The sequence below is a fragment of the Microcystis protocystis FBCC-A270 genome, from assembly GCF_050500235.1.
Taxonomy (GTDB): domain Bacteria; phylum Cyanobacteriota; class Cyanobacteriia; order Cyanobacteriales; family Microcystaceae; genus Microcystis; species Microcystis ichthyoblabe_A.
Genome location: NZ_CP191407.1, coordinates 2719293 through 2740213 on the forward strand (window position 1 = coordinate 2719293; position 20921 = coordinate 2740213).

The 20921-nt window shown below is 40.5% G+C and carries 21 protein-coding genes, 1 tRNA gene and 1 pseudogene; 18 read left to right on the forward strand and 5 right to left on the reverse strand.

Annotation, left to right across the window (positions count from 1 at the left end; genetic code table 11):
- Window positions 1-283: 283 nt before the first annotated feature.
- Together ACQY1X_RS13060 and ACQY1X_RS13065 are read left to right on the forward strand one after the other, a co-directional pair.
- A complete protein-coding gene (locus tag ACQY1X_RS13060) occupies window positions 284-1258 on the forward strand; it encodes a hypothetical protein (RefSeq protein ID WP_430014767.1) in 975 nt (324 codons plus the stop codon).
- A gap of 33 nt (window positions 1259-1291) precedes the next feature.
- Window positions 1292-3325, forward strand: coding sequence for an N-6 DNA methylase (locus ACQY1X_RS13065; protein WP_430015739.1), 2034 nt, complete (start codon window positions 1292-1294; stop codon window positions 3323-3325).
- Window positions 3326-3424: 99 nt separating this feature from the next.
- Here ACQY1X_RS13065 and ACQY1X_RS13070 read toward each other — a convergent pair whose 3' ends face one another.
- Window positions 3425-4966, reverse strand: coding sequence for an NAD(P)H-quinone oxidoreductase subunit N (locus ACQY1X_RS13070; RefSeq protein ID WP_002778533.1), 1542 nt, complete (start codon window positions 4964-4966; stop codon window positions 3425-3427).
- A 507-nt stretch (window positions 4967-5473) separates the two neighbouring features.
- Between ACQY1X_RS13070 and pipX the strand changes: the two genes are divergently transcribed.
- The 6 genes from pipX (at window position 5474) to ACQY1X_RS13100 (ending at window position 11761) form a co-directional block, all read left to right on the forward strand.
- Entirely contained in the window at window positions 5474-5746 is a 273-nt protein-coding gene (gene pipX, locus ACQY1X_RS13075; protein WP_002733869.1) for a transcriptional coactivator PipX, read from the forward strand.
- A gap of 3 nt (window positions 5747-5749) precedes the next feature.
- Window positions 5750-6409, forward strand: a complete 660-nt coding sequence (locus tag ACQY1X_RS13080) for a YggS family pyridoxal phosphate-dependent enzyme (RefSeq protein ID WP_002731914.1) — start codon at window positions 5750-5752, stop codon at window positions 6407-6409.
- Window positions 6410-6728: 319 nt separating this feature from the next.
- Window positions 6729-7301, forward strand: coding sequence for a cell division protein SepF (locus ACQY1X_RS13085; protein ID WP_002732272.1), 573 nt, complete (start codon window positions 6729-6731; stop codon window positions 7299-7301).
- Between the two features lie 125 nt (window positions 7302-7426).
- Window positions 7427-8239, forward strand: coding sequence for a pyrroline-5-carboxylate reductase (gene proC / locus ACQY1X_RS13090; protein ID WP_002733973.1), 813 nt, complete (start codon window positions 7427-7429; stop codon window positions 8237-8239).
- Between the two features lie 406 nt (window positions 8240-8645).
- On the forward strand, window positions 8646-10055 hold the full coding sequence (locus ACQY1X_RS13095) for an IS4-like element ISMae7 family transposase (RefSeq protein WP_430015740.1): 1410 nt from the start codon (window positions 8646-8648) through the stop codon (window positions 10053-10055).
- A gap of 185 nt (window positions 10056-10240) precedes the next feature.
- Window positions 10241-11761, forward strand: coding sequence for an ArnT family glycosyltransferase (locus tag ACQY1X_RS13100; RefSeq protein ID WP_430014768.1), 1521 nt, complete (start codon window positions 10241-10243; stop codon window positions 11759-11761).
- 19 nt (window positions 11762-11780) lie between these two features.
- Here the strand turns inward: ACQY1X_RS13100 and ACQY1X_RS13105 are convergent, their stop codons facing one another.
- Window positions 11781-12317 carry a metal-binding protein gene (locus tag ACQY1X_RS13105; RefSeq protein ID WP_430012906.1) on the reverse strand — a complete coding sequence of 179 codons (537 nt, stop codon included), beginning with the start codon at window positions 12315-12317 and terminating at the stop codon, window positions 11781-11783.
- A gap of 81 nt (window positions 12318-12398) precedes the next feature.
- On the opposite strand from ACQY1X_RS13105, the gene ACQY1X_RS13110 reads away from it, so the two are divergent.
- The 3 genes from ACQY1X_RS13110 (at window position 12399) to ACQY1X_RS13120 (ending at window position 14996) form a co-directional block, all read left to right on the forward strand.
- A tRNA-Val gene (locus ACQY1X_RS13110) sits at window positions 12399-12470 on the forward strand.
- Window positions 12471-12627: 157 nt separating this feature from the next.
- The gene (locus tag ACQY1X_RS13115) at window positions 12628-12975 is read left to right on the forward strand and encodes a YkgJ family cysteine cluster protein (protein ID WP_430012907.1); all 348 of its coding nucleotides are present in this window, start codon (window positions 12628-12630) and stop codon (window positions 12973-12975) included.
- A gap of 596 nt (window positions 12976-13571) precedes the next feature.
- Window positions 13572-14996 (forward strand): AAA-like domain-containing protein, encoded by a 1425-nt coding sequence (locus ACQY1X_RS13120; protein WP_430014769.1) that lies wholly within the window; start codon window positions 13572-13574, stop codon window positions 14994-14996.
- A 111-nt stretch (window positions 14997-15107) separates the two neighbouring features.
- Here ACQY1X_RS13120 and ACQY1X_RS13125 read toward each other — a convergent pair whose 3' ends face one another.
- Both ACQY1X_RS13125 and ACQY1X_RS13130 read right to left on the reverse strand, forming a co-directional pair.
- A complete protein-coding gene (locus tag ACQY1X_RS13125; RefSeq protein WP_002734998.1) occupies window positions 15108-15371 on the reverse strand; it encodes a hypothetical protein in 264 nt (87 codons plus the stop codon).
- Complete coding sequence (locus tag ACQY1X_RS13130; protein WP_002733860.1) at window positions 15368-15598, reverse strand: hypothetical protein; 231 nt, start codon at window positions 15596-15598, stop codon at window positions 15368-15370. Before ACQY1X_RS13130 ends, ACQY1X_RS13125 begins: the two co-directional genes overlap by 4 nt.
- A 152-nt stretch (window positions 15599-15750) precedes the next feature.
- Here ACQY1X_RS13130 and ACQY1X_RS13135 point away from each other — a divergent pair, with 152 nt between their 5' ends.
- Entirely contained in the window at window positions 15751-15873 is a 123-nt protein-coding gene (locus ACQY1X_RS13135) for a hypothetical protein (protein WP_002793566.1), read from the forward strand.
- An 11-nt stretch (window positions 15874-15884) separates the two neighbouring features.
- Window positions 15885-16205 (forward strand): hypothetical protein, encoded by a 321-nt coding sequence (locus ACQY1X_RS13140; protein ID WP_430012909.1) that lies wholly within the window; start codon window positions 15885-15887, stop codon window positions 16203-16205.
- 294 nt (window positions 16206-16499) lie between these two features.
- Here ACQY1X_RS13140 and ACQY1X_RS13145 read toward each other — a convergent pair whose 3' ends face one another.
- Complete coding sequence (locus ACQY1X_RS13145; RefSeq protein WP_069474877.1) at window positions 16500-17543, reverse strand: IS630 family transposase; 1044 nt, start codon at window positions 17541-17543, stop codon at window positions 16500-16502.
- A 118-nt stretch (window positions 17544-17661) separates the two neighbouring features.
- Here ACQY1X_RS13145 and ACQY1X_RS13150 point away from each other — a divergent pair.
- From ACQY1X_RS13150 to ACQY1X_RS13170, 5 genes and pseudogenes are all read left to right on the forward strand, one after another.
- A pseudogene (locus tag ACQY1X_RS13150) lies at window positions 17662-18375 on the forward strand (formylglycine-generating enzyme family protein); the annotation flags it as partial.
- A 436-nt stretch (window positions 18376-18811) separates the two neighbouring features.
- Entirely contained in the window at window positions 18812-19021 is a 210-nt protein-coding gene (locus ACQY1X_RS13155) for a hypothetical protein (RefSeq protein WP_002733138.1), read from the forward strand.
- On the forward strand, window positions 19018-19284 hold the full coding sequence (locus ACQY1X_RS13160; protein ID WP_002734670.1) for a type II toxin-antitoxin system RelE family toxin: 267 nt from the start codon (window positions 19018-19020) through the stop codon (window positions 19282-19284). The genes ACQY1X_RS13155 and ACQY1X_RS13160 overlap by 4 nt, the downstream gene beginning before the upstream one ends.
- Window positions 19285-19904: 620 nt before the next feature.
- Window positions 19905-20297 (forward strand): type II toxin-antitoxin system RelE/ParE family toxin, encoded by a 393-nt coding sequence (locus ACQY1X_RS13165; RefSeq protein WP_002775262.1) that lies wholly within the window; start codon window positions 19905-19907, stop codon window positions 20295-20297.
- Complete coding sequence (locus ACQY1X_RS13170; protein ID WP_002731911.1) at window positions 20290-20586, forward strand: helix-turn-helix domain-containing protein; 297 nt, start codon at window positions 20290-20292, stop codon at window positions 20584-20586. The genes ACQY1X_RS13165 and ACQY1X_RS13170 overlap by 8 nt, the downstream gene beginning before the upstream one ends.
- Window positions 20587-20921 lie beyond the last annotated feature (335 nt).

The following is a 20921-nucleotide window of genomic DNA, read 5'->3' on the forward strand; positions in this document are numbered from 1 at the left end:
TCAGTCTTCCTCAATGTTTTGATATAATCCCTCAAGATTTCTGCCCTAAACAATCTCTCAGCTTTTTTCAATCACTTTGGTTAACATTAAACTGAATTTTTTATCTCTTGACATCCTCTAATTTATATTCTATAATCAGGTATAGGGGCAAGTTCTTGTTTAATCAAGATGGCGATTATCTCTGTCCACTAAAAGACTGGTTTGCTAGGAATACAGTCAAGGCTAAAAATAGTCTATCTATTCAACTCTGGGAAGGTTTTTCTCAACAATACAAGACGAAAATATGACCATTTTTGAACGATTGACTAATTTTGTTCACCGAGTATTTAAGACTAATTTAGAAATTTTTCTTGAAGCATTAAAGCACAGCCCTAATGCACAGGGATATGTCAGTGGTTCAATCACGGAGTTGTTGCTAAAAAAGAAACTTGAAGAAGAATATGGATTTGAAGTTAAACGAATTCGTGAAAAATGGGAAGGTAGGAAGCACCCAAATCACCATGGAGATTTTTATTTTCGCAAACCAGAATCTAATCTTTGGTATGTTGTGGAATCTAAAGGCGTAAAGTCAAATTCTGAAAAGTGGCATAAATTGTACAACTTCGAGAAATTAAAAATTTTTCTCATTGCACATTCTGGAAAAATTGATTGGATTGACCAGAATGGCAACATCGAAGAACAAGTTATCGAATGGATACATCGAGAATTGCCAAAGTTTCAAGATGAATTTTCAACAACCATTTATGAATATGAAGAAATTCAAAACTACAACCCACAACGAGAAACGGCAAAATCACGCGCAGTAAAGCCATTGAAGCATCTTTCAAGAGAAGAAGTAAATGCGTTATTTGACAGCCGCCTCAATTATGTTATGTCAAAAATTCGGGTCTTGGAAACTCACTTTGTTTCTGGCAAATCTGCTTCAAGCAACAGAACTCAAGCAACGCCTCGAAAAGATGAATTTAACGTTATTTCGATTGACATTTTTCTTCGGTATTCAGAGCATAAATTTCTTTTTGCCAACCCCCAACACCTAGAATCATCTGGTGAGGATGAAAATCACTTACAGCAAAATTACATCATGGGGTTTGTGTTTACTGATGAATCTGGCAACGCAAGATTAAGTATCACTGATGACTGGTATGAAAATCTAAATGATGTTTACCAAACATTGAAGGAGAAAGATAGTGTCAAAGAAGACGAAATGCAGGTTGATAATAGATATTTAATTACAGAAGAAGCAAATGGAGAGTTGTAACAAATGGACAGAAGACAGCAGCAAACTGGAAAAATGAAAGAGCAAGGATTGTTATTTTCTGAAGACAGCCTGTTACCTGAAAAACTCCCGCAAATTCAGGAATTACGACCTTCTAACAATCTTTCAGCAGTTTTTGAAGAGTGCCATAATTATATTTATGCCAACGAAGGAATGCTCAAAGACAAGATTTTTCACGAGATGGTTAAACTAATCATCATCAAACTTCATGATGAAAAATCTGCCAAGCAATCTGTAAACTTTGGCGTTACAGCAAGTGAATATAAAGCCATCGGAGCAAATAAGTCCGATGAATTTATGGCGCGTCTTAGTCAATTATTTACCTCCATCAAGAATCATTATCGGGGATTTTTCACCGATGACACATTCAAGTTAAAACCTTTGACTCTTGCTTATATTGTAGGCAAGTTACAGTACATTAATTTAACTCAAACATCTGGCGATATAAAAGGTGAAGCCTTCCAGACTTTTGTAAATAGACACCAGCGTGGAGATAGGGGAGAATTTTTTACCCCTCACCCAATTGTACGCCTTGCGGTTGAAATGATAGACCCCAAACCAAACGAAAAAATTATAGATCCTGCTTGCGGAAGTGGTGGTTTTTTAATTCAAGCAATAAACCATGTTCGACAAAATAATCCAGAGTTCGATATAGCAAGTTTTGTGCAAGAAAGTATTACAGGAATTGAATTTAATCCCGATGTCGCCCTTTCGGGAATGATTCGTTTAGTTTTTGAAGGTGGCACAGGTTCAGAAATTATCTGCACTAATGCGCTTATCGAAGATGAAAAATTAAATAATTCCTTTGATGTTATCTTGACCAATCCTCCTTTCGGAAATAAAGGCAAAGTAGAAGACCAGAAAATTCTTAAATCATATCTTCTTGCCCGAAAATGGCATAAATCAGCGTCCAATGGTTGGGAAGTTTCCCCAACCGTTTTAGCGGGTCAGTCGCCCGATATTTTATTTATTGAGAAATCTATAAAATTATTGCGGGCAGGTGGACGCATGGCGATTATTCTGCCCGATGGTCTATTACAAAATATCTCTAATGGACCGATTCGGCATTGGTTGCGCTCCCAAACAAAAATATTAGGTGTTGTTTCCATCCCGCCGGAAGCCTTTGTACCCTACGGCACTGGAATCAAGACATCACTTTTAGTAGTTCAAAAATTACCAGCAGACAATGATTCTTGTTTTATGGCACAAATCAAAAAAATAGGCTATGACGTTAAAGGACAAACAATATATAAGCGCAACGAGTCGGGAGTTATAGCCCGAAAAAAATCAGGTTTGCCAATAGTTGACGATGATATAGATGATATTTCTCAATCTTTTAGGTCATTTATTAATGGCGAATTTGCACAAAACAGCGATTGTATTTATACAGTTAAGAATACCCTGCTCAATTCGAGACTGGATGCCGAACATTATTTACCCAATGACCAAAAATTATTAGAACATCTAAAATCTATTGGGGCGAAACCTTTAGGTGAAATTGCCGATATTTTGAGAGATGCGGCTGATTTTCGTTTAGCTAGGGACAGTAAAATTAGATATATCGCTATTTCCGATGTTGATTATCGTACAATGCAAGTTGTTTCCCAACAAATAATCAAGGCACACGAGGCCCCATCTCGCGCAACTTATAGATTGTACAAAGGCGATATTATTACAGCAATTTCAGGAGCAAGCACGGGAACACCACGCCAAGCAACAGCCCTAATCACGGAAGATGAAGACGGAGCAATTTGCTCAAATGGATTTTCAGTATTAAGAAATATTCAGGGAGTCGAGCCTTTGTTTTTATTAGTATATATGCGAACAGACTTTTTTTTGCGTCAGATTAAAAGGTACATGACAGGTCATGCTATTCCTACTATTTTAGTAGATGATTTGTCAAAAGTTTTAGTGCCTATTCCACCCAAATCCGAACAGCAGAGAATAGCAAAAAGTATGACCGAAATTCAAGCAATTAGAAAAGAAGCGTTAAAAGCAAGTGAGAATGTTGTTAACCAAATGAGTCTTCTACTTGGCCAATTTGAGTAAGGCAAAAAGCAGGTTAAGCTTAGAACAAGTCTTAAGGTGGTTGATTTATCCCAACCTTAAGACAGGACTAGAATAGCTAGGATAAATCAACAGAGATTCTCAATTTGCTCGGGAAATGTGCGTCACCAGGGCCGCCGATTGTAGGATGGGGGTAGTGGTAACGGAATCCGTCGCTAGGGTAAAGAGAGGATTGGAGAGGATACCGGCCAGGGAAGTCGCCACTAGGGAGAGGACAATACCCACCTGTAGGGGACGCATCCCGGTAAGGGTCCAATTGATAACGGGGTAATTTTTCACCGCATCGGACATCTCTTGGGGTTCCTTGACCACCATCATTTTGACCACACGGATATAGTAGTAAATCGAGGCCACACTGGTGACTAAACCAACGAGGACGAGGGCATAAAGTCCCGCTTGCCAACCGGCCCAGAATAGATAAATCTTACCAAAGAAGCCCGCTAGAGGCGGAATTCCTCCTAAAGACAGCAGACAAATGCTTAAACAGAGGGTTAGGAGCGGATCTTTCTGGTAGAGTCCCGAATACTCAGCGATCTGATCGGTTCCAGTTCTGAGAGCAAAGAGAATCACACAGGCAAAAGCCCCTAGGTTCATGAACAGGTAAATTAACAGATAGAAAATCATGCTAGAGTAACCCGCGTCAGTACCGGCGGTTAAACCAATCATGACAAAACCCGCCTGACCGATCGAGGAATAGGCTAACATCCGTTTCATGCTAGTTTGGGCCAAGGCGACCACGTTGCCGAGGATCATACTCAAAATTGCTAGAGCGATAAAGATAAACCGCCATTGTTCGCTCACTAGACCGAAAACCGTCACTAATAGGCGAATTGCTAGGGCAAAACCGGCCGCTTTGGAACCTACCGAGAGGAAAGCCACCACGGGAGTGGGTGAACCTTCGTACACATCAGGAGTCCACTGGTGAAAGGGAACCGCCGAAATTTTGAAGGCGATACCGGCAATTACAAACACTAATGCGATCGCTAAGGCCAGGGACTGACCACCGTTAACAGAGGTTAATTTTTGGGCAATGGCACTTAAACTGGTTTCACCTCCGGATAAACCGTAGAGAAGGGAAACACCATAGAGGAAAATCGCCGAGCTAGAAGCTCCAATTAACAGGTATTTTAAAGCGGCCTCGTTCGATCGAGGATCCCGCTTCATGTAACCGGTCATTAGATAGGAGGAAATACTGAGCATTTCTAGGGAGATGAAGATCATCACCAATTCACTAGCGCCAGATAGGAACATTCCCCCGAGGGTTGCGGTGAGCATAATGGCCAAGAATTCCGCTAGGGAGGTTCCCGCTTGTTCCACATAACGGATAGACATCAGCACTGTGGAGGCGGTAGAAAGAGCAATAATCCCCCTAAAGACGATACTGAGATTATCCCCCTCAAAAGCCCCTAAAAAAGCCACCGGTTTCGGATTGTCCCAGGCAAAATAGAGAGCAGCCACAGCAGCGAGCAGACCAGCGATCGCAACGTAGGGCAGCCAACTTCTGGCACTCCGTCCCACAATTAAATCGCCGATTAAAATCACCATCAGGGTAATAATCAGGATTCCTTCGGGCCAGATAACGCCGGCGTTTAGCTGACTGGCAACAAGACTAGAAAAATCCATATTGATTGAGGTTAAAGGAATTTGAAGTTAAAAAAGGCTTAATACAAGCTTAGGGCATTTGATCAGCGATTCAGTGATTAGTTATCAGTGATCACTGATCCGGTGTCAGTTTTCAGTTCACTGATCGCCGCTATCGGGTTAAAATTTCTAAAAAACCAGATAAATTTGAGATAATCTTAGCTTTTATGGGCATTATAGTTGTCTCTTGTCTTTTTTATCCTCCTGTCTCAGAGTCTCCTCTGCAAAGGGAAAATCTTTGATTTTTGCAGCAGAGCTAATTTCTGATGGTGACAACTTGTCACCGAAATGTATCCAAGTTAACAGGGAAAAAGTGAAAACTCAGGAAATCATGACATAGACTGGCATCGTTAGTTGTAATTGAAGGATTCTGGTAAAATCAAGCTAGGGAAACACCCGAAAAATCAATTGTTTTTGAGCCATCCGCTTGATTTTATTGTGGAAAAACTTTCTAGTTCGCTCAATCCTTTTCCTTTAGCGATCGCTTGAATGAGTAACGAAACCTATCTCAATCATCCTACTTTCGGTCTATTATACAGAGTGTGTCTATTAGAAGAACATCGGGAATTATTCACCACTCTTTATGCCCAACGTCTTTTTTTTCTGGTGACGGTGGGACCCAAAAAAGTCTCGTTCGATCCGATTAGTCGTTCCGATGCTCGTCTTTTAGTGGAAAACCGGCTGCGGAATTTGCGCCGGGGCAGTAATGTGCAAGAATTTAACAGTCTCAACCAAACTTATCAACAAACCTTTTCAGTCTAGTTCATGACGATCGCTAGTCGTATCGAGTCCATCCGTCTTACCCTACCCCCCTGCACGCGTCTGATTGCCGTCAGTAAACAGGTATCAAGCGATTATATCCGTCAAGCTTACCGAGCAGGGGTGAGAGATTTTGCCGAAAGTAAGCTACAGGAAGCAATCTCGAAGCAGCAAGAACTAAAAGACCTCCCAGATATTTCTTGGCACTTTATTGGGCATCTACAGGCAAATAAAGCGCGCAAAGTCCTAGAATCTTTTGATTTAATCCATTCCCTCGATAGTTTAAAATTAGCCCAAAGACTCGATCGCCTGGCCTCAGAATTAGAGATTAATCCCCAAGTTTTGCTACAGGTGAAAGTTGTCCCCGATCCCGATAAGTTCGGTTGGGACAAGGCCGAACTCATAGCAGATCTTCCCGCTTTAGTCAACTGTCAACAGCTAAAAATTCAGGGTTTGATGACAATTCTGCCCCAGGGATTATCGGCTGGGGAAAAGTTAGCCGCCTTTGAAAAAACCAGCGATTTAGCCCAAATCATCGAGAATAGCTCTAGTTTATGCCTGCCTCATCTATCCATGGGGATGTCTAACGATTATCCTCTGGCCGTCAAGGCCGGAGCCACTTTGATCCGGGTGGGAACTGGCATTTTTGGCGAGCGCATTTACTGAACCATCTGCGTAAATTCACAGAAAAAAACCCCAGAAATTTTAATCATTGGTGATAATATATCTTAAAATTACAGCGTCTAGTCTAGAAACTGGTGGTTAGAAATGAGGAATTGACTTTTTCCCAATCCCTGAAAACTATCCCCTGATAACTAATAACTGAAAAGAGGGAACTAACTGCTGCTTCCAGACGACTAAAATGACGAACCCTTAACAAAATAGTTCCCCTGTACCAAGCGAGAGCAAAGATTGTTAAAGGCCACCAAATAACCCCGACTCTAGACAAGACCACCAAAAAAAATCTTTTGAAGGACATTAGACTGTGAACAACATTTTTACCAAGCTCAAAGATTTTGTCGGTATCTCCGAACAACCGGAAGATGAAGATGAAACCGACTACGAAGAAATGAACTGGGAAAAGTCTTCCCCCCAAGATAGGGATCAAAACGAAGAAGAAGAACCCCTTAATCGTCGTCAACGCGAACCTTTAAATCTCAATACAGCCACATCTATGGGACTCAACAGAAGCAACGTGATCGGTATGCCAGGTATTAACAACAATAATGCAGAAGTGGTCGTGATCGAGCCCCATTCCTTCGAGGAAATGCCCCAAGTTATCCAAACCCTGAGAGAACGCAAATCGGTGGTTTTAAACCTCAACGTCATGGACCCGGAAGAAGCACAAAGAGCCGTGGATTTTGTCGCCGGTGGCACTTATGCAATTGATGGTCATCAAGAACGCATCGGTGAGAGTATTTTCCTGTTTACCCCCAGCTGCGTTAAAGTTAGCACCCTTTCTGGAACTATTCACGATATCGCTGATAACCCGAAAATGGCTCGTCCCGTTTCCTCCGCACCTGCTTGGGCAGCCGAAAGCAGTCGATTAGCTCAATGAATCTTTCCATAGTCCTCTCGTCAGGTTTGTCGAAGCTAGAAATCGATCAATTTATCGAGAGGATGCGTTTTTTCTTGGTAGGATAGCTAAATCTCTCTTTTTTACTTTTTACTTTAAAAAATACTGTGTCTATTCGTTTAGGAATTATTGGCGGTGGAGTGATGGCCGAGGCCATTCTCAGCCGTTTATTAAAAAAAAATGTTTATAGTCCGGAAACGGTGTTAGTCAGTGAACCCCAGTCCCAACGGCGCAACTTTTGGGTTAATACCTATGGAGTGCAAGTCAGTGAGGATAACCGGGAAGCTGCTAGGGCAACTGAGGTGTTAATCTTAGCGGTAAAACCGCAAACTTTAGAGCAAGTAGTGAATAGTTTGCTAGGAATACCCGAAAAACCCCTAATTATCTCGATTTTAGCGGGAGTTACCCTCAATCGCTTAGAAATGGGCTTTCCCGATCGCCCCGTAATCCGGACGATGCCCAATACCCCGGCTACGGTGGGACAAGGGGTTACAGCGATCGCATCCGGTCGTCATGCGGAACCGGAACATCTGGCCGTAGCTAGAGATATTTTTGCTGCGGTCGGTTCGGTGGTGGAAGTTCCCGAAGCTTTGATGGACGCGGTAACGGGATTATCGGGATCGGGCCCGGCATTTGTGGCCCTAATGGTGGAAGCTTTAAGCGATGGTGGTGTGGCGGCCGGATTACCGCGAGCGATCGCCTCTCAATTGGCCATAGAAACAGTTTTAGGGACGGCAACCCTATTAAAAGAATCGGCCATACATCCGGGGGAATTAAAGGATCGCGTCACTAGCCCTGGGGGAACCACGATTGCTGGGGTGAGACAATTAGAAAAAGGCTCTTTTCGCTCAACTATTATCGAGGCAGTAGTGGCGGCCTATCATAGATCTAAAGATTTAGGGCGTAGTTCCGAAAAGTAATCTTTTTATCTTTTTTAACCCATAATTAGGTAGGCGTTAAAAATTATCAGACACCCCCCTTATCAAGGCTGTCCTTTAGTCACATCTTTCTTAACATTTCAAACCTTTGTAGCACAAGGCTTTCAAGACTCGGTTAACAATTTGTAATATTCCTTGTTGACACCCTTACTGACAAAGAAAAAACTGAAATCAAGTCAGGATAAGGGTTGGAGTGCTTACTGCAAAAATTGTTAAGAAAGATCCCTATAAGGGATAGCTTATCAAGGGGGGACTAAGGGGGGATCGGCACCCCCCCTATCCATTAGTCGGATCTTTCTTAACAAAAAGAGAAGAAACTTAAAAAAAGGGGAAACGATTGATAGGTATAGTTTTGAAAGAAGGAATTAAGGTGGAGGTAAGCAAAAAAATGGAGAAATGGGCAGCCCAAGAATTACAATATGCAGACCTGGGGGACACCAGAAGAAAGAAAAGGTTAATCAGTATCGTAGAAAACTTGGCCAGCCAACCTAGTACAAGTGTGCCACAAGCTTCGGGAAATCTAGCCGCAGCGAGTGCCACCTACGACTTTTGGAATTCCCCCTATTTTCACCCCTCAGATATAATTGCCGCCCAAGCCAAAAGTACAGTAGAAAGAATCAAAGAACATCCAATAGTTTTGGCAGTGCAAGACACAACAAGTTTAGACTTTACGACGCAAAAAGCCAAAAAAGGAATGGGTTATCTAGATTATAAAAAATCCTTTGGTCTCAAAGTTCATACCACCTTAGGAGTGTCAGCGCAAGGAATACCTTTAGGACTGATTAATCAATATGTCTGGGCAAGAGAAGAAAAGAATTTAGGGATTGCCAAGCAAAGAAAAAAAAGAGAAACCGAAGAAAAAGAAAGTCAAAGATGGTTAGATTCTTTGTCAGAAACACAACAACAAATACCCGAAGAAATTCAAGTAGTAACAATCGGAGATTGTGAGGCAGACATATTTGATTTATTTGCCCAATCAAGAAGTCCTAACTCTCATTTATTAATTCGAGGAACTCATAACCGAAAAGTTAACTATCTCGAAGACAAGCAAAGGTTAGGGCATCCAGAGACTAAATATTTACATCAATCCATCAGAGAAATAAAAGCCTGTGGTAGCCTAGATGTGCAAGTAAAACGCAATCCTAATCACGAGGCTAGACTAGCTAAACTAACAGTTAGATTTGCCAGTTTTGAAATACAAGTACCTAAGCATCACTCGAAAGCGAACCCTCGTCAACCGGTCAAATTACAGGTAATTTTAGCTGAAGAAGAAAATCCGCGTCCTGGAGTTAATCCTATCAGTTGGCTCCTCTTAACTAGCCTAGACATTAGTAGCTTTGAATCAGCGATAACCTGTGTGCGCTGGTATAGTTATCGCTGGTTAATAGAACGCTATCATTTTGTTTTAAAAAGTGGTTGTGGATTAGAAAAACTGCAATTAGAAACGGGTCGTAGAATTGAGATGGCCTTAGCTACCTATTCAATTGTAGCTTGGAGATTACTTTGGTTAACCTATCAAGCACGCTTACACGGAGAGGAGAGTTGTGAAAGTTTTTTGGAAGAACATGAATGGCAATCTTTGTGTGCCACTATTCATAAAAAGAGTCCGCCACCTGAAAAGCCGCCCTCCTTTCGAGAAGCGGTCAGAATGATTGCTTCTCTTGGGGGGTTTTTAGGTAGAAAAGGTGACGGTGAACCAGGTGTTAAAACTATTTGGTTGGGACTGCGAAGGTTACATGATATCAGCCAGACTTGGAAACTATCTCATCAAATTAGTCCCCCCATAGAACCCCCTTGAGCCATCTTGCACACTTTTCTCTTTTTGTCAAATTTTATGTTAAGAAAGATGTGACTAATGGATAGGGATTAAGGGGGGCAGGGGGGATCGAACCTAAAATCCATTTTTAATTTAATTATAACCATCTACTTAACTGATGTCTCGATCTGTGATAAGATACGCAGCAATTCTTGTCCAGAAAAGTTATGAATAGGAAATCTGATCGTTTTGATTTAATGGCATTAATTGCCATTGCTGTTTTTTTCCTAGGGATCGTTTTCTGGAAAGTCCCGCTTGATTATCCCTATATAGTTAATTTTGATGAAGCGGTGGCTCTGGTACTTGCCTACGTCACCAAACAAGGTTATCGTCTCTACGAACAAGTTTGGCACGATCATTTATCGGGTTTATCTCTTTTACTAAATGGTTGGTTAAGCGTGACAGGATTTACTATCCATGCGGCGCGCATTATGGTGCTTTCTTTGTCCACAATTATGTTAGGAATTTTTTATCTAATTCTGAGAGTTAATTGCGGAATATTAGCCTCTTGTTTATCAGTATTCATTCTCTCAACCTGTCCAGTGTATATTAACCTGTCAACGACAATGTTGCGGGAATTACCCTCACTTTTTTTTACAATCTTAAGTATTTTTATGATCTTTAAAGCCGTTCAATCCATGGGTAAGCTTAAGTATGGACTCTATTTAGTCAGTGCCATTGCTTTTGTTTTTTCCCTGCAAATTAAACTTTCGGTGATTACTATTATCCCAACTGTAGCTTTAATTATTTTTCTCAATCAACAGAATAGTTTTATTAAAAGAATCATTGATATTATTATTTGGTCAGTCGCTGTTATTTTAGTCTTTGTCTTGGGTTCCCTGACTATTTTTCCTTTTTCCTACGAAAATGTTATTAAATCTCATGTCAGTGTTGCCGCTAGTTTCGCTCAAGACAATCTCACCTTATGGACTCTCTTACAAAGCGCCCTACAGTACGAACCAATTTATCTAATCGTCACAGCGATAGCTATTATAGCGATGGTTTTTACTCGCAACATAATACCACTTTTACCGCCCTTGGTCTGGTTAGGTTCTAATCTGTTCAGATTTGCTACAGTCGCCCCAATTTGGCCTCATTATTATATCCATTTAATTATTCCCGCCGTTTGGATAATTGCCTTGTTTGTCGAACAGTTAAAAATTACTGATAGCCTCGGAGAATTTAGGCAAAATCGAAAAATAACCCAGAAATTAGTTCTCAAAATGCTAATTTTTCTACCCCTATCTGGTCAATTTCTCTTTAATACCTTAAGAATAATCACCAATCGTGATCCTGGAATTAATGCCTACGTTCAATATAATAAAAAGTATAAACCTCTTTTAGCAGAAGCTGTGTTTGAAAAATTTAAAAACTCCGATAAACTTCTGTTAACCGATAATCCTCACTACATATATAAATATTTCTTGAAAACACCCCCAGAAACGGCTGTCATCACCAGAAAGAGATTTCTCAATCAGAATCTCGATGGGGATTTTATCCTAGAAGTTATTGAAAAAAGACAGCCAGATTTGGTTTTCCTCTATCGATTTGAAAAGGAATTTCTCCAATCACCAAAACTCAAGGATTATCTAGAGAAAAACTATATCCAGTTCCCCGACCAGCAAGAAAAAGGAACTCTCTTTATCAGTCCAAAAACTTGGCAAGAATATCAAAGTAAGGCTAATTAGAAATTGTGGACGGGGATTATTAACGTTTTTTCTTTTTTACCGGTTTTTGAGCCACTTTTCGAGAACTTTTGTAGGCAGATCCGATCCAATCACTACAACTATGACTCATCGCTCCTAATTCTAAACCTAGGAAAATAGCGATCGCTACCCGGGGATACTGTTGCCATAATGCGATCGCTTGCTGCGGCCACAGTCGCCAATCCCAGTCTATACCCCAGAAACTTTGCAGGATCGGAATGATCACGATCGCCGCTAGTAAAAGAAAACTACCAAGATAAAATAACCGAAAAATTGTGCCGATCAGTAAACCGTGGGATAACCAACCGCGATGACGGATCATAGAACGATAGGGTAGCCACAACCAGCGCAGATAACCCCAACGTTTGTATTGTACCGAGTGGATGTCCAGATCTGGCCCAAACAGGAATCCGCTAAACAAATAACTGGCCAACAGTAATAGGGTTAAATTACCACTGCCACTGACCAAAAAACTCGCCCCCGCAATCGGTGGCAACAGAATTAGGGTAATGCGATCGTGAGTTCGACCAGAGGGCATCGGAAAAAAATTAACTCGCTCAAAAAAATAATATACTTTTTTGAAAATATATGTTATACTGAGAAAATACGAAATTGATTCGGGCGTTTAGCTCAGTGGTAGAGCGCCTGCCTTACAAGCAGGATGCCGTAAGTTCGACCCTTACAACGCCCATTTTATTAGATTCTTGCCTCGTCAAGCTCTCACTCCCGATCGCAGGTTGAGATTAAAACTATTGAGGGTAATTGCTGCTGGAACGGGAAATAGGGACTATTTGCTAGTAAGCTAGTCAGTAGGTACTAGGATTAATTCATCGCGGCACACCGGTTATATGGCCAATTGGAAATGTATTAAAAATTGTGGAGCTTGTTGTCAACTAAATCCCGATGAGCGTCCTGACTTAGAAGAATATCTTACTCCCGCACAATTAAGTCAATATCTCAGCATGGTGGGGGAAGATGGTTGGTGCATAAACTTTGATCACCAAACCCGTCTCTGTACCATTTATGACCAGAGACCAGAATTTTGTCGTGTTCAACCCGATATTTTTGCCAAAATGTATCAAATTGAACCGGGAGAATTCGATCAATTTGCGATCGATTGCTGTCATCAACACATTGAGGATCTTTATGGGGAAGATAGCCTAGAAATGAATAGCTATCGTCAGCAAGTAGGCTAAGATTTACCCCTATCCCAGAAATAACTCAGACGGAGAAGAAAATAAGTGGTCTGGTTAGGCTCTTCTAGGTTCTGTGTGATCAGCTTAACTTACCATAGAAGCGATCGATCTTTGTGTCCTTTGTGTCTGTGTGGTTCGTTCCACCCCCTCGCTAGGAGGAATGTATCTTAGAATACATTTTACCCACCAAATCCAAGAGAGTCCTGGTTATTGTCCCGATCCTCTCCATCGCTAAACCAGTGACCCACTTTCCGCACTTCTTAACATTCAATTAATGATTTTACTCAAATATTGCTTACAACCCTTTGCCAGTAAGGATTATAGCTACAATCATCGATTTTTATCAATGTAAAGAATTGTAAACTTCTTTCCCAGAAACAACCAATTATTGAAAATGTTCTCAATAGTAGTTTCTACAATGAAGGTTTTTCGTTAAAACATCTTGGGGAATGTAAAAATATATACAAGTATATGAAGATGTGCGGAATGTCGGCAAAAATTACGGAATCGATTGTTTCCCTGTTGAGGAGAAGTCTATAGGAAACTCAAAACCTCTAGGGGTGCAGAGTTTGAGTTCAGGACAGGGAAAAACTATCATGAAAAAACCAGAAAAACAGCGCCGCAGACGCGGGGTTATCCTCACCTCCACGGGACTAGAAAAAATACTTACTGCTAAACAAGAAGCGGAATATCGGGATAACCGTGGTCATCGTTTCACCCTAGAAGTCCTCAGCGAGAAAACTCTTTTAGGGGTAGATACTCTGATGAAGGTATTTGCTTGTGAATCGGGAGTGGATAAACAAACCCTAAAACATTGTTTTCAGGCTTTTAATTTAACTCTAGAAAATAGCGATTATTATCGTCCTAACTTACCAGAAACTGATACTATTAATCCTCAACTATTGCCTGAGTTACCAGAGGGACAAGTCCCCCTCAATTCCCCCTTTTATATTAACAGAAACAATCTGGAACAGACTTGTTATCAAGAGATCTTGCGCGGAGGCAGTCTGATCCGGATTAATGCGGCCAGAAAAATGGGAAAAACTTCCCTGATAACCAGAATTATTAATTATGCACAACAACAGCAATACCATACGCTTTATTTCAGTTTTCGGTTAGCAGAAAGATCAATTTTTCAAGACTTAAATCACTGGCTGCACTGGCTTTGTGTTAGTATTAGTCGCCAGTTAGATTTAGATAATCATCTCCCAGAGGATTGGGATGAATTCTTAGGGGGTAAAATTAACTGTAAAATCTATCTAGAAAAGCATATTCTCTCCCATCTCGATCGACCTTTAGTGATTGCCTTTGATGATCTTGAATATCTTTTCCCCTATCCACAGCTAAGGGAAGAATTTTTTAGTATTCTGCACCTCTGGCACGAGGAAGGCAAAAACAAACCCCTCTGGCAAAAATTACGTTTAATTGTTGCCTATTCCCCTGCACAGGAGCTTGATAAAACCTCAGATACCTATCAATCTCCTTTTAGTCTTGGTTTACCGATCGAATTGCCTAATTTTACCAGCGCACAAGTAAGAGAATTAAGTCAAAGACAGGGATTAGATCAGAATTTTGACTCCGAAAAATTACGGATATTTCTAGGGGGTAATCCCTATTTAATTCGTCTTGCTTGCTATCATATTGTTCGGGGTGATTGTACCCTAGAAACCATTCTAGCTACTTCTATCGGCGAGGAAAATAATATTTTTGCAGACCATCTTAAACGTTTACTGTGGCATCTGCAATACTTAAAGGGCAATTTAGCGGCTATCTTTGCTAAGGTGGTGATGGCGGAAAAAGACATAGAAATTGACTTAATTGCCGCTTTTCACCTAGAAAGTCTCGGACTGGTTCACCGACAAGGTAAGTTTTGCCGAGTCAGTTGTCCTCTCTACCGTCAATATTTTGGCGAATATTTCCGGCAACGTTCTGTTTTTTTGCCGCAAAAAACTTCTCTCTTCGCCAAAAAAATTACGCTTGCTCACTTTGATACTTCCGAAAAAAGTCGCTATGCCATCTAGTTTATCGAATGTCATTATGAGGGAGTGATACTAAATACTGTTTAAAAAGTATAGGAGAGTGGCAAGGGGGTTTTTAAAGTTCGAGTGGAATAGGCTTGTAGTTCCTCTGTTTTACGAATAAAACTTTTCGTACTCATCATGATCGCCAATCCAAAACCAGGTCACTGTATCCCCTGACAGTACCCCCAAAGCTCGATGACTCTTCGTTACACGCACTGACCAAATATCTTCGTCGCTGTCAATACACTTAAAATGTAACGATGGATGAAACGGATTCTCTACCCATAACCGATATGCTTTCTTGGCTCCGGCTTTGACTGCTGGTTTCAAGTCGCGATACTTCTGCCAAAATGAGGGCAATGTCGCGGAATTCATAGCTGCTCATAATCCATCGGTGCGGACAATCCTGCCGCAATATCTTCTTTGGCTTTCCGTGCTGCTGCGACTAGATTATTCTTCGTCTGTTTAAACGACTGATCCCATCGTTTTTCTTCTTCAATTTCTGCAATATAAGCTCGAACATACTCTACTAACTGCTCTTGAAGCTCATCAGGCAGAGACTCAACCATCTTGATGATCGTGGTAATAGCAGGAGAGGGCATGGTATCTATCAGCGTAGTAGGTTTTCTCTATTCTACAACGTCCACCGCAAACCCAAAATGATATGATCTTTGTTTCCTCTGTGTCTGGAGTGGTTTTTATTAATGAGCCTTGCTCAAAACCAAACAATTCATAATTCAAGAGCGAGGTATTTATGGGTAAAGAAGAAGAAATACTTAAACAATGGCGAGAACTGACACCGGAAAAGCAACAAAAAGTTTTACAATTTGTTCAAACACTGAAATCTAAGTCAGAAACAACAGCACCAATTAATTAGGAGTCTAACCCATGAGCGGCCTCACCATCGAAACCGATTTAGGAAAAATCCTAGACCAGATTAATCAGAATCTTAAAGAGACCAATCAGAAGCTAGACGCGCTCCAGAAAGATGTCACAGACATGAAGATTGTTCAAGTCAGATTTAAGGCCGAAGTCAAGGGAGACCTCAAGGCATTACAGGGAGAATTCAACACCTTACAAGGTGATTTAAAAGAGATTAAAGGCTCCCAGAAAGCCAAAATTTGGGCATTAATCACCATCTTGGCAACAGCAGTTATCGGAACTATTATCCGCTTTGTCATCACTGTTCCCCCTGTTAGCAACCCCTAACTCCCACTGCCGCGGAACAGGCTTCTGGTTCCTGTTTGATATTCAGGTAGAATTAATCATATAATTGGTGCGTTACGGCGGATTATTAATTTTGGTTTTTTGACGGGATTTGTAACCGCCTAATCCACCCTACACTTTACTAATTCTTAAGATTCCCATAGTTCACCTACTTCAAAAATTTAGGAGGCTTGAAAAAATGTCAAAAAGATGGTCGCGCCGTAAAGTTTTAAGACAGTTGGGGTTAGTTACAGCCGGGAGTGTCGCTAGTGTTGTTTCTTCATGTCAGTCTATACTTTAGACGTTCATAATCTGAGATTTATTAAACTTCTGAAATCGTAGAGTCAGCAAGGAATCCAGTTCTTTTTTATGTTTCAGATGGGCATCATTCAGACATTCATAAATGGCTGAAGAAAAGTCAGAAAAGTTTTCATAATATTTACCATGTAAACATTTCTTTTTGACAAATTTCCACAGCCTTTCAATTAAATTTAGATTAGGCGAATAAGACGGCAGATAGAGTAGCTCTATTGACAAAGAAAGAGCCAATTCTTCAACAATTTTACATTTCTGATAGCGGGCATTATCTAAGACTAGAGTGATGGGAATCATTAGTCCTAAAGCAGCTATTTTTTCAAGAAGTTCACAGACTTGAGTTGCCGTAATATAAGTGTCATTAGTAACTAGAATAACTTCATGAGTTATTGCATTTAATGCTCCTAAAACATTGAAGCGTTTACGCCCGCTCGGTGACTTAACAAAAAGTCTCTCAAAACACCAAACAAAACCGAGAAATGCTCCCATGACGAAGTGAGCGGCATCAACAAAAAAAACAGCCCTTTTTCCTTCTTTAGCCTCATTTAGTCTGGGTTCTAGCTTTTTTTCTTTGTAGTCTTCTTGTTCATCTGGGTCAGCTTTAGAAGGAAGAGAACCTATTTTTAAACATTTCATTCCCAAGGATTTTAAGAATTTCCTCACTTGGGTAGGACTTCGTTTTATCCCTGTCAATTCTTCTATTCTATATACAGCTTCATTTATTGTGGCTGGTGGATTTTTCTCGAAATATTTTTTGAGTGTTTCTCTTTGAGACTCTAATTCACTTTTAGGGCGATAGAAGTTGATTTCTTTTAATTTTTCTATTCCGCCCTCTTGATAATCTCGAAGATAGGTTAATAAGGTATTTGGCGAGATTCCTGCTAACTGACAAATTTTTTTGTGCGGTATCTTTTGGCTTTTTAACCAGAGAACTTCCATCTTCAGTTGAACCCGGGGATGAGGATGATGAAATCTTTCATAATACAGTGAGTTCTTTTCTTCTTCCGTGAATTCTAGGTTAATCATGTTTTTAATGAGTGCTTTGCTTCTAATTATGACTCTTGAACTATATTATTGTCTTTGAGTAAAAAATGCAAGTTATAACCGTGCAAAGTATATTACTCAATTTCGTCCTCAACCGATTACAGAGAAACTACCCAATGGAGTAACACTGGAGATGGTGGGCTTACCAGCAGGTCAATTTCTCATGGGATCTCCTGACAGCGATCCCGATGCTGAAAGTTGGGAAAAGCCTCAACACCAAGTTAAATTAAACAGTTTTGCTATTGGCAAATATCCTGTGACTCAGGCACAATATGAAGCAGTAATGGGAAAAAATCCCTCTTGGTTTCAAAACAATCCCCAAAATCCGGTAGAAAAGGTTAGTTGGTACGATGCTCAAGCCTTTTGTCAGAAATTGAGTCAAATAACAGGGAAAACCTATCGCCTACCGACAGAAGCGGAATGGGAATATGCTTGTCGTGCGGGGACAACTACTCGCTATTATTTCGGTGATGATGCTAATCAGTTAGGAGATTACGCTTGGTATGTAGGAAATTCTCGGCAGACAACTCATCCTGTTGGCCAGAAAAAGCCCAATGCTTGGGGACTGTATGACATGAGTGGCAATGTTTGGGAGTGGTGCGAAGACAATGGGCATGATAGCTATGAGAATGCGCCAAAAGATGGCAGTGCTTGGCTGACAAATGATAATGATTATCGAATACTGCGGGGCGGTTCTGGGTACACCATTCCAGATCGCTGCCGTTCCGCTTACCGCTTCAAGGAGGCCCGCCGCGACGACTTCTTCAACTACTACGGTTTTCGGGTGGTGTGCGGTGCTGGGAGGACTCTGTAACCCTTATTTTCTTTTTACCCTTTTTACCCTTTTTTACTTTTTTCAATTTTTCTCTTTTTCCCGCCTAGCGGCGGGTCGATTTTTTTGGAAAAAATTGAGGTAGTAATCTGTAGGTTAAGTTAAGGTTCGTAGTTGCGCTGAATTCGCCAACTTCTGGGGAAAATCGGGCTAGAGCCTCGACAACGAACCTAGTTTTATTACATAGTGAATCTGTGAATGATAATGCTCTCATCGATCAACTCAAACAAGCAGCGATCACCGATCTCGTAAGGTGCGTTAATATTAATGTAACGCACCAGCCAACTTGACATGGTGGGTTACTGTAACCTGTAATATATATAGCGGTATTCAAAGTCATGAAGTACGCCGATTTTCTGGCTTGTTACCTGTTACCTCGCTCCCCATTCATAATTCATAATTCAAAGGACTAACCGCAATGTCATCGATCATTACCGAAGAAAAAACCAAAGAAATCCTAACCGAAATCCTCATTGAAATGATGCAAAACAAACGGGAACTATTTTATGAAATTGTTATCGAAGCCTTAGAAGATATTGGTTTAGCTAATGCTATTATGGAAGGATTAAATGGTGAATTTGTTCCAGAAGAAGAAGTTTTTGCTATTCTCAATGGAGAAGCTGAATGAAAATTCAATTTGTAGCTAAATTTTCCAAAGACTTAAGAAAAATTAAAGATCAAAAACTATTATCTGAGATCAAAACTGTTGTCAATGAATGCAAATTAGCTCAAACACTGGATGATATAAAAAACCTCAAAAAGCTTAAAGGTTATCAGGGTTTTTATCGTATCAAAATAGGAGATTATCGCATTGGTGTTGCAATTATTAACGATGAACTGATCTTTAGTCGATTCTTACACAGAAGAGAAGTTTATAGATTTTTTCCCTAATCCAATCCATAAAATCGTCCATTCTTTGGATAAGCCTGACTCTTTTGATAGCTTGTAGGGTGCGTGTTTGCGAGTACTTAAAGGAAATTTGTTAATAATTAAATTATGATTGCGCCGTAACGCACCATCTTAAGAAAATTGCTGCGTTACGCTATCACTAACGCACCCGACAAGAGCCGCCACTATGCCCTCTGTGTCTGGAGTGGTTTTTATTATGATTATTTAACTGCTACCGAATATCCCCCCGTAGCAATCTCTCCCTAGTAACAGGTTTCTAGTTCCTGTTTGATATTCAGGTAGAATGAATGATATAATTGGTGCGTGGGGCGTGGCTCTTTCGTTTAAAAGCTTGTTACCTGTAGAATATAACGATCTCAGGTTTTTTGTCAAGTCTAATTTTAGGGATTTTGCTCCCGTAAACATCAGCTTTTGGGGAACTCGATACTTAACGATGTTGATGTCTATTATCGCGGAATTTCTAAGTTTAATTTAGGGGATAAACAAGGGGCGATCGCATAATTCTTTTCAACGAGGTTATGAGCTATCCAGCAATTCGATACCCATCACCATCACCTGATTACATTTATTGATTTTTCATCGCATACTATTTCAAAAGAAACGTGCCAAAGACAAAAATCATCTTTTATCAAGAAGCAGAAGGCATCTCACCCGTTGTTGAGTGGCTTCAGAAATTACTCAAAACTGATAAAAAAGGATTTGCCAAATGTATAACCAAAATCGAACAACTTGCCGCACAAGGTCATGAACTGCGCCGCCCTGCTGCCGATTATCTCAGAAATGATATCTGGGAGCTTAGAGCCAAACAGGGAACCATACAATATCGAATCCTCTATTTTTATCATGGTCAAAATATAGCAATTATTGGTCATGCTCTTATCAAAAAAACTTCCGCCGTTCCCTCACAAGACATCGAGAGAATTATCCAAAGAAAAGCACAATTTAAACAAAATCCAGAACTTCATACTTATCAAGGAGAAATAAACAATGCCTAAAACCACAGATGCCGTAAAAATCATTCACCAAATGATTGCAGACGATCCCACAATCAAAGAACAAATTGCCCTAGAATCCCTCAACTCAGAAATCGCACAATTGATTTATGACGCTCGTATGAATGCTGGATTAACTCAACAACAACTAGCCGACCTAATCCATGTTGAGCAATCCGTTATTGAAGATCTAGAAGACGCTGACTATCAAGACAATCCCCTAATAATGCTACAAAAAATTGCCACTGCCCTTAATCAACGAGTCAAAATGAGCCTTGTTAGTAGCTTGTAGGGTGCGTGTTTGCGCGTATTTAAAGGAGATTTGTTAATAATTAAACTATTACCGCGCCGTAACGCACCATCTTAAGAAAATTGGTGTGTTACGCTATCACTAACGCACCCGACAAGAGCCGCCACTGTGTCTGGAGTGGTTTTTATTATGATTATTTAACTGCTACCGAATATCCCCCCCGCAGTAATCTCTCCCTAGTAACAGGTTTCTAGTTCCTGTTTGATATTCAGGTAGAATGAATGATATAATTGGTGCGTGGGGCGTGGCTCTCTCGTTTAAAAGCTTGTTACCTGTAGAATATAACGATCTCAGGTCTTTTATCAAGTCTAATTTTA